Genomic DNA, 8,376 nt, shown 5'->3' on the forward strand with positions numbered 1-8,376 from the left:
GCCCAGCCCGCCGCCCGCCCCGGTGACGATCGCGACGCGGCCTTCGAAGCTGATAGTCATGAAAATCCCCCACTCCACGCTTTATGGTGAGCGCGGAGTAGGGGATTCGAATTGAACCGGAAAGCCGGCTTAATCCGTGCGGCCCCGCTCATAGGCCTGAAGGCAATTGTCGGTCACCTCGGCGGTGCAATTCGGATAGGAATCGTCCGCCGCGACGACCGTCTCGCCGGTCGCCGGATCGACGAGCGGGCCGCCCATGGCGGTGCCGGCAACGCCGTTGAAGCCCGCCGGCACGACCGCCGGATCGGAGATCACGGCGATCCCGCGCGCGTCATGCTCGGGATTGGCGTTGCTCGGCTGCACGACGACGGGCAACGACGTTGTCGTCGTCGTGGTCGCGGTCCATGTATCGGCCGGAGCCGTCGTCTCATAGTCCTGGGCAATGGCGGCGGTGCCCACAAGCAGGACCGCCGCGAAAATCGCGGTTCTCATCGAGCTACTCCTTTTACCGGGCGCCGCGCAGTGCGGCGCGGGAAGGCCGCGATCCATGCGCGACCAGGTTTCCTAAACGCCGGAGGGGAGCGAAGTATCCGAACCCCGCGCGCTTATTGCGGGCTGCGGCCGCGCTCGTAGGCCTGGACGCAATTGTCCGTCACGGTGCGCGAGCAGACCGGATAATCCTCGGTCGCCGGCTGCGGGGCCGGGCGCGCGTTCGCCGGAGCGCCGGTCCCGCCCACCTGCGGCGGCTCGTTGAAGCCCGGAGGGGCGGTCGCGGGGTCGGAGATGACCGGGATGCCGCGCGCGTCGCGCTCGGGCGCGCTGTTGCCGGGGGCGACGGTCTGGCCCGGCTGGTCCGCGGGTGCGGTGGTCTGTGCGATCGCCGCGCCGCTCGTCAGCAGGGCCGCGGCCAGGTTGATGCTCTTCATGAATCTACTCCTCGTCTCGAACGCCGGTTACGCGGGCGCAAGGGAGGCCGCAGCTCGAACGCGAACCGCCGCCGACTAGCCACAACGCGGGAGAAACGAGAAAATATCCGCCTAAAGGACATCCTCGGCGTCGAGCGCGTAGCCGGCCGCCCGGACGGTGCGGATCAAATCGGGCCGTCCGCCGGCGTTGATCGCCTTCCTGAGGCGGCGGATATGGACGTCGACGGTGCGCAGCTCGATGTCGCTGTCATGCCCCCAGACCGCGTCGAGCAGCCGCTCGCGCGAGAAGACCCGGGCCGGATGCTCGAGGAAATGCCTGAGCAGCCGGAATTCGGTCGGCCCCAGGATCACCGCCTGGCCGCCGCGCTTCACCTTGTGCGCGACCAGGTCCATTTCGACATCGGCATAGGAAAGCTGCTCGCCCGCCAGCGCGGGCCGGACCCGGCGCAGCACCGCCTGAACCCGGGCGACCAGCTCGCGTGGGCTGAAGGGCTTGGTGACATCATCGTCGGCGCCGGTCTCGAGGCCCCGGATCCGGTCCGCCTCCTCGCCGCGCGCGGTCAACATGATGATCGGCACGTTGGCGGTCTCGGGCAGCCGCCTGAGCCGCCGGCAGACCTCGATCCCAGACACGCCCTCGATCATCCAGTCGAGGATGACGACGTCGGGCGCCTGCTCGCGGGCGAGCAGCAGCGCGTCCTCGCCGTCCGGCGTCGCCTCCACCGCGAACTCCTCGCGGCGGAAATGGAAGGTGAGCAGCTCGACGAGCGCTCGGTCGTCCTCGACGAGGAGGATGCGCGGTTTATTCACTCAGATCGCCCGCCGCGATGCCCGTCACATCCGCGCCCTTTGCGCGGTCGCCGAGATGCTCGCCGGTCGCGGCAAAATAGACCATTTCGGCCACATTGGTCGCGTGATCGCCGATCCGCTCTAGATTCTTGGCGACGAACAGGAGGTGGGTCGCCGGGGTGATGTTGTGGGGATTCTCCATCATGTGGGTGAGCAGGGCGCGGAAGATCGAATTGTAGAAATCGTCCACCGCCTGGTCGCGCTCGGTGACCTGGATCGCCTTCTTCGCGTCGCGCGCGGCGAAGGCGTCGAGCACGTTGTGGACCATCTCGCCGGCGATCCGCGCCATTTCCGGGAGCAACGAAAGCGGCCTGATCTTGCTGTCCTCAACGGAAGGAACACGCTTGGCGATATTCTTGGCATAATCGCCGATCCGCTCGACCACGCCGGCGATCTTGAGCGCCGCGACGACCTCGCGAAGGTCGTCCGCCATCGGCGCGCGGAGCGCGATGATCTGGACGGCGCGGCGCTCGATCTCGATCTCGAGCGCGTCGATCTTCTTGTCGCGCTCGACGATCTTCGCCGCCGCTTCGGCGTCGCGGTTGACCAAAGCCTGCATCGATTCGCGGATCGCCGCTTCGGCGAGCCCGCCCATCTCGGAGATGGTCGCGCGCAGCGTGTCGAGCTCTTCGTCGAAGGCTTTGATCGTGTGGCCTGTGCTTGCCATGAAATCTCTCCTCAGCCGTAGCGGCCGGTGATGTAATCCTTGGTGCGGGTCGCCTTGGGATTGGTGAAAATCTCGGTGGTCTCGCCATATTCGACGAGGCTGCCGAGGTGGAAGAAGGCGGTCCGCTGCGAAACGCGCGCGGCCTGCTGCATATGGTGGGTGACGATGACTATCGCGTAGCGGCCGCGCAGCTCGTGGATCAACTCCTCGATCTTGGCCGTGGCGATCGGGTCGAGCGCGCTGCACGGCTCGTCCATCAGGATCACCTCGGGATCGACCGCGATCGCCCGGGCGATGCACAGCCGCTGCTGCTGGCCGCCGGACAAGGCGGTCCCGCTCTCCACCAGCCGGTCCTTCACCTCGTCCCACAGGCCGGCGCGCTTCAGCGAGCGCTCGACGATCGTGTCGAGCTCGGCCTTGCTCGCGGCGAGGCCGTGGATGCGCGGCCCGTAGGCGACATTCTCGTAGATCGACTTGGGGAAGGGATTCGGCTTCTGAAACACCATCCCGACCCGGGCGCGCAGCTGCACGACGTCCATCCCGGAATCGTAAATATCCTCGCCGTCGAGGCTGATATCGCCAGTCACCCGCGCCGAGGGAATGGTGTCGTTCATCCGGTTGAGGCAGCGCAGGAAGGTCGATTTGCCGCAGCCAGACGGACCGATGAAGGCGGTGACGTTCTCCTGGGAGATGTCGATCGAGACGTCGTCGATCGCCATCTTGTCGCCGTAGAAGACGCTGACGTTTCGCGCCGTCATCTTCGGCGTGCCGCTCTGCGCGGTCGCCTCCGCCACGGCGATGTCCTTGAGATCAGTCATGCGTTCACCACCGCTGTTCGAACCTGTTGCGAAGATAGATGGCCAGCCCGTTCATCGCGAGCAGGAAGACCAGGAGGACGATGATCGCCGCGCTCGTCTTCTCGACGAAACCCCGGCTGACCTCGTCGGACCAGAGGAAGATCTGGACCGGGAGCGCCGTCGCCGAATCGGAGAAACCGCCCGGCGGCGACGAAATGAAGGCGCGCATGCCGATCATCAGCAGCGGCGCCGTCTCGCCGAGCGCGCGCGCCATGCCGATGATCGTGCCGGTGAGGATGCCGGGCAGCGCCAGCGGCAGGACGTGGTGGAAGACGACCTGGATGCGGCTCGCGCCGATGCCGAGCGCGGCGTCGCGGATCGAGGGCGGCACCGATTTGATCGCGTTTCGCCCGGCGATGACGATCACCGGCATCGTCATCAGCGCCAGCGTCAGGCCGCCGACGATCGGCGCCGAGCGCGGCAGGTGCATGAAATTCAGGAATATGGCGAGGCCGAGCAGCCCGAAGATGATCGAGGGCACTGCGGCGAGATTGTTGATCGAGACCTCGATCATGTCGGTCCAGCGGTTCCGCGGCGCATATTCCTCGAGATAGACGGCCGAGAGCACGCCGATCGGAAAGGCGAGGGCGAGCGTGACCAACATGGTCAGCAGCGAGCCCTTGAACGCGCCCCAGATGCCGACGAGCGTCGGATCGGTCGAATCGGCGCCGGTCAGGAACGACCAGTTGAGCCCGGTCCGCACCCGGTTCTGCGCCGCGAGCCCGTCGTAGATCGCCTCGGCCGCCGCCGCGCCGCCACCCTTGGCGGCGCTATCGAGCTCGGTCGAGGCGGGGAGCCAGATCGTGGCGCGGCCGCGCAATATCTCGGGATTGTCGCGCACCGCGTCGCGCAGCCGCAGCCGCGCGCCGTCGGAGAAGAGCGCGGCGCCGTTCGCGCCATATTGTGCCCGCGCCGCCTCGCCGACGAGGGTGTCGAAGTCGGCGTTGGCGAGCGCCTGCTCGCCGCCGAAGCCCTGCACCGCGGCGGGATCTAGGAAGAGCGACGAGCGCGGGAAATCCACCTCCAGCGCGACCTCGGTCTGGGTGAAGCCGCGCGCGCCGTTGCCGATCATCGTCACCAGCAGAAAGGCGAGGAAGCCCGCCGAAAGCAGGACCGCGCCGAGCCCGATCAGCTTGAAGCGGCGCTCGGCGGCGTAGCGCTTGCGGATGCGCCGCTGCATCGCCGAGCCGGCCCAGTCGGTCGGCGTCGGATCGATCGTGTCGCGCGTCGAGGAGGCGAGATCACTCATAGGCTTCGCGATATTTCTTCACGACGCGCAGCGCGACGATGTTGAGCGCGAGGGTGACGAGGAAGAGGACGAGGCCGAGCGCGAAGGCGGCGAGCGTCTTGGGCGAATCGAACTCCTGGTCGCCGGTAAGCAATTGCACGATCTGCGTCGTCACCGTGGTGACGCTGTCGAACGGATTGGCGGTGAGGTTGGCGGCGAGGCCGGCGGCCATCACCACGATCATCGTCTCGCCGATCGCCCGGGAGACCGCGAGCAGCACGCCGCCGACAACGCCCGGGAGCGCCGCGGGGACGAGCACCTTTTTGATCGTCTCCGAGGTTGTGGCGCCCATCGCGAGGCTGCCGTCGCGCATCGCCTGCGGCACGGCGGCGATCGAATCGTCGGCCATCGAGGAGACGAAGGGGATGATCATGATCCCCATGACGAGGCCGGCGGCGAGCGCCGATTCGGTCGAGGCGGCGATGCCGAGCGAGAGGCCGAGATCGCGGATCGCCGGGGCGACCGTCATCGCCGCGAAATAGCCGTAGACCACCGTCGGCACGCCGGCGAGGATTTCGAGGATCGGCTTCATCCAGGCGCGCACACGGGGCCGGGCATATTGGGTGAGGTAGATCGCGCTCATCAGCCCGAGCGGAATGGCGACGATCATCGCGATGATCGCGCCGATGAAGATCGTCCCCCAGAACAGGGGAATCGCGCCGAACGCGCCCGACGAGCCAGCCTGGTCGGCGCGGATCGCCATTTGCGGGCTCCAGTTCAGCCCGAACAGGAACTCGAGCGGGTTCACCATCGAGAAGAAGCGCAGGCTTTCGACCAGCAGCGAGAGCACGATGCCGAGCGTGGTCAGAACCGCGATCAGCGAAGCCAGGAGCAGGGTGCCCATCACGATCCGCTCGACCCGGGTGCGCGCGCGGAAGTTCGGAGAGAGGCGGGTGAACGCCCAGGCGCCGCCGGCGAAGGCGACGAGCAGGGTCACGGCCAGCCCGATCCAGGAATAGAAGGAGATCGCCTCGGCATAGACTGGCGCGAGCCTGTGCGCCTGTGGGTTGAATGCGGTGGTCGATGCGCCGGTGGCGAGCGCATAGGCCTCGTTGAGAATCGTCGAGCGCTGCAGCCCGAAGCCGGGGAGCGCCTGCGCCTCCGGACTCGCTAGCACGTGGCTGTAGATCAGGTTGCCCGAAAGGTTCGACCAGGCGATCAGGAAGATCGCCGCCGGGACGATCGTCCACAAAGCGACATACCAGCCGTGCTGGCCCGGCAGCGAATGCGGGCGCGGCTTGCCGGGGCCGGCGAAGGCCGCCGCGCGGGCGCGCGCCGACAGCCAGGCGACGAGGCCCAGGCCGGCGAGCAGCAAGGCGATGACGGCGAGCGACACCGGCGAAACCCCTAGATCAAAAATACGCGCCGGGCCACGGCGGGCCCGGCGCGTCCACGCAAGTCCTACTGCAAGTCGCGCACGGTGATCGGCCGCGGATTCTGGATCGCCGCCTCGGCCGCCTGCCGCTCGTTGTCGGGCAGCGGGATCATCCCGCGCTGGGTGAGATAGCCGCCCGGGCCCCACCCCTGCGAGAAAGCGGTGAGAAACTCGCGCAAGCCCGGAATGGCGTTGAGATGCTCGCCCTTCACGTAGATGTAGAGCCGCCGCGCGCCCGGATAGGTGAAGTTCTGGATCGTCTCGGCGGTCGGCGAGACGCCGCCAATCGGGATGCCGCGCACCCGCTCGCCATTTTCCTCGAGGAAGGAATAGCCGAGCACGCCGATCGCGCCCTGATTTTCGGCGACGCGCTGGACGAGCAGATTGTCGTTCTCGCCGGCCTCGATATAGGCGCCGTCCTCGCGGATCTGGCGGCAGACCTGCTGATGGCGGTCGCTGTCCGATTCCTTCAGCGCCTCCATCGCCGGATCGCTGTCGCAGCCCTGGTCCAGGATCAATTCGGCGAAACTGTCGCGCGTGCCCGAGGTGGGCGGCGGCCCGTAGACCCGGAGCGGCACGTCGGGCAGCGCCGGATTGACCTCGCGCCAGGTGCGCGCGGTTTGCGGCCGGCCGAAGGGATTGGCGGCGAGCGCGGCATAGATGTCGCGCGCGGTGAGCTGGAAGCCGGTCGGGCGGCCCGAGGATTCGATCAACGCCAGCCCGTCGATGCCGACCGGCACCTCGATGATCTGCTGGACGCCGTTGCGGTTGCACTGCTCGATCTCGCCCGCCTTGATCCGCCGCGACGCGTTCGAGATGTCGGGATGCTGCGGGCCGACGCCGCCGCAAAACAGGTTCATGCCGCCGCCGGTGCCGGTCGATTCGACGATCGGGGCGCCGAAAGACGGGTTCGCCTGGGCGAACCGCTCGGCGACCGCGACCGAGAAGGGGTAGACGGTCGAGGAGCCGACGATGCGGATCTGGCCGCGCGAGCCGCCGTCGCCGCCGCCGGTGGCGCCCTGGCCGCATCCCGCCAGCGCGAGCGCGGCGGCCATCATCGAAATCAGTGTCTTCTTCACTTGCCCCTCCATCGGAAGCCTAGCCGCATCGCGCGGCGGAATAAGGTCGGTTCGGATCGTCCTCTGTGACGCGTGCGTGACAGGCGTATGACAGCCGCCGCCATTCCCCTCAAAAATCGATCTGCGCGCGGGCGGCGAGGACGTCGACGGTGTAATCGCGGTCGCCGCCCGCGGCGGAAATGCGGGCGTCCCGATAGCCGAGTCGGCCATAGTTGAGCAGGAAGCGGACATGGTCGGTCGGGATCCAGATCAGCGACGCCTGAATGCCGTTCTGGACCCCGCCCGCGATCGTGCCCGAATTGAGATCCAGATGATCGTAGCGCAGCGTCACCTGGAGCGCGCCCAGCCCGCCTTCCTCGATCGAGCGGCGCGGGCGCGTGCGATCGAACTTCGCGCCGCGATAGCCGCGCGATTCGCCGGTCAGGAACCAGCCCGCCTCGGCATAGAAGCCGAAGAAACTCGGATTCGGGCCCGCGAGCGTGTCGGCATTGAGCCAGTGCGCCTCGGCGGTGGCGTGGAAGGGGCCGCGAATCGCCGCCGCCTCGAGCCCGAAGCTGGTTTCGCGATCCACCGCCAGCGCGGGCGTTCCCACGAAGCGCACGTCGGTGGCATGGATCAGCGGCCGCTGGCGGTAGCGGGTCGTGGTGCCGCGCGTGAGTAGGTCGCCATTGTCGCGCCGATGCGCGGAGGCGCCGAAGTGGAGCTGGGTCTCGCCAAGCCGCGGCGCGTAGACCAGCCGGCCGTCGACGCTCCAGGTGCCGTCGCCCTCGTCGATCTCGAGCAGATTGTCGATGAAGACGCCGGCCTGCGCGGTAACTGGGCCTCTCGTGAGAGTCGTCGAGACACCGAGCCGCCGCTCGAAATTGAAGGCGTCGGTGAAGGCGGCGCGCTCGACGAAAGAGGTGAAGCGCGAGCTCGACAGTTCCTCCAGCGACTGGAAATTGTTGTGCTGGCCGGCAGTGATCGTGATCCCGTCCGCCGCGCGCCAGTTGAGCACCGCGTCGGTGATCTCCGCGAAGCCCTCGGACAGCTCCAGCTCGAACGTGTAGGAAAAGCCGTGCGGCATCGTCCCCTCGACGCCGAGGCGGGCACGCCGCAATTCGCGGACGAAGCCGAGGTCGGCCGTGGCCACGCCATCGGGCGCCGAGATGCTGCCGATATCGTATTGGACGCGGCCGCGCGGCTTGATCGACCAGCTGTCCGACGAGCCGATTCGCGGGGCGCCAGCGAAGCGGCGATTCGCGTTGTCTTGCGCCTCCGCCTGCGTAGCAGTTGCCATCGCGGAGCCGGCCAGAAGCAACCCGAAAATTCGCCCGATCATGATGCCTCCGCGTC

General features: G+C 67.8%; 9 protein-coding genes. All 9 read right to left on the minus strand.

All coding sequences use genetic code 11. The annotated features are described in order from the left end of the window. Window positions 1–129: 129 nt before the first annotated feature. Window positions 130–492, minus strand: coding sequence for a hypothetical protein (locus tag ACT4N8_RS07270; RefSeq protein ID WP_444857468.1), 363 nt, complete (start codon window positions 490–492; stop codon window positions 130–132). A gap of 113 nt (window positions 493–605) precedes the next feature. Continuing rightward, on the minus strand, window positions 606–926 hold the full coding sequence (locus ACT4N8_RS07275; protein ID WP_444857469.1) for a hypothetical protein: 321 nt from the start codon (window positions 924–926) through the stop codon (window positions 606–608). 111 nt (window positions 927–1,037) lie between these two features. After that, window positions 1,038–1,736 carry a phosphate regulon transcriptional regulator PhoB gene (gene phoB / locus ACT4N8_RS07280; RefSeq protein ID WP_444857470.1) on the minus strand — a complete coding sequence of 233 codons (699 nt, stop codon included), beginning with the start codon at window positions 1,734–1,736 and terminating at the stop codon, window positions 1,038–1,040. Next, window positions 1,729–2,442 carry a phosphate signaling complex protein PhoU gene (gene phoU, locus ACT4N8_RS07285; RefSeq protein WP_444857471.1) on the minus strand — a complete coding sequence of 238 codons (714 nt, stop codon included), beginning with the start codon at window positions 2,440–2,442 and terminating at the stop codon, window positions 1,729–1,731. Before phoU ends, phoB begins: the two co-directional genes overlap by 8 nt. Before the next feature lie 11 nt (window positions 2,443–2,453). Then, window positions 2,454–3,260, minus strand: a complete 807-nt coding sequence (gene pstB, locus ACT4N8_RS07290; RefSeq protein WP_444857472.1) for a phosphate ABC transporter ATP-binding protein PstB — start codon at window positions 3,258–3,260, stop codon at window positions 2,454–2,456. Between the two features lie 4 nt (window positions 3,261–3,264). Continuing rightward, window positions 3,265–4,548: a phosphate ABC transporter permease PstA gene (gene pstA, locus ACT4N8_RS07295; protein ID WP_444857473.1), complete on the minus strand. Its 1,284-nt coding sequence runs from the start codon at window positions 4,546–4,548 to the stop codon at window positions 3,265–3,267. Then, entirely contained in the window at window positions 4,541–5,923 is a 1,383-nt protein-coding gene (gene pstC, locus ACT4N8_RS07300; protein ID WP_444857474.1) for a phosphate ABC transporter permease subunit PstC, read from the minus strand. The genes pstA and pstC overlap by 8 nt, the downstream gene beginning before the upstream one ends. Before the next feature lie 65 nt (window positions 5,924–5,988). Then, on the minus strand, window positions 5,989–7,053 hold the full coding sequence (locus tag ACT4N8_RS07305; RefSeq protein WP_444857475.1) for a substrate-binding domain-containing protein: 1,065 nt from the start codon (window positions 7,051–7,053) through the stop codon (window positions 5,989–5,991). Between the two features lie 97 nt (window positions 7,054–7,150). Then, window positions 7,151–8,376 (minus strand): OprO/OprP family phosphate-selective porin (locus ACT4N8_RS07310; protein ID WP_444857476.1); only part of this gene is annotated, 1,226 nt, incomplete at its 5' end.

Source organism: Sphingosinicella sp. (assembly GCF_052387495.1).
Lineage (GTDB): Bacteria > Pseudomonadota > Alphaproteobacteria > Sphingomonadales > Sphingomonadaceae > Allosphingosinicella.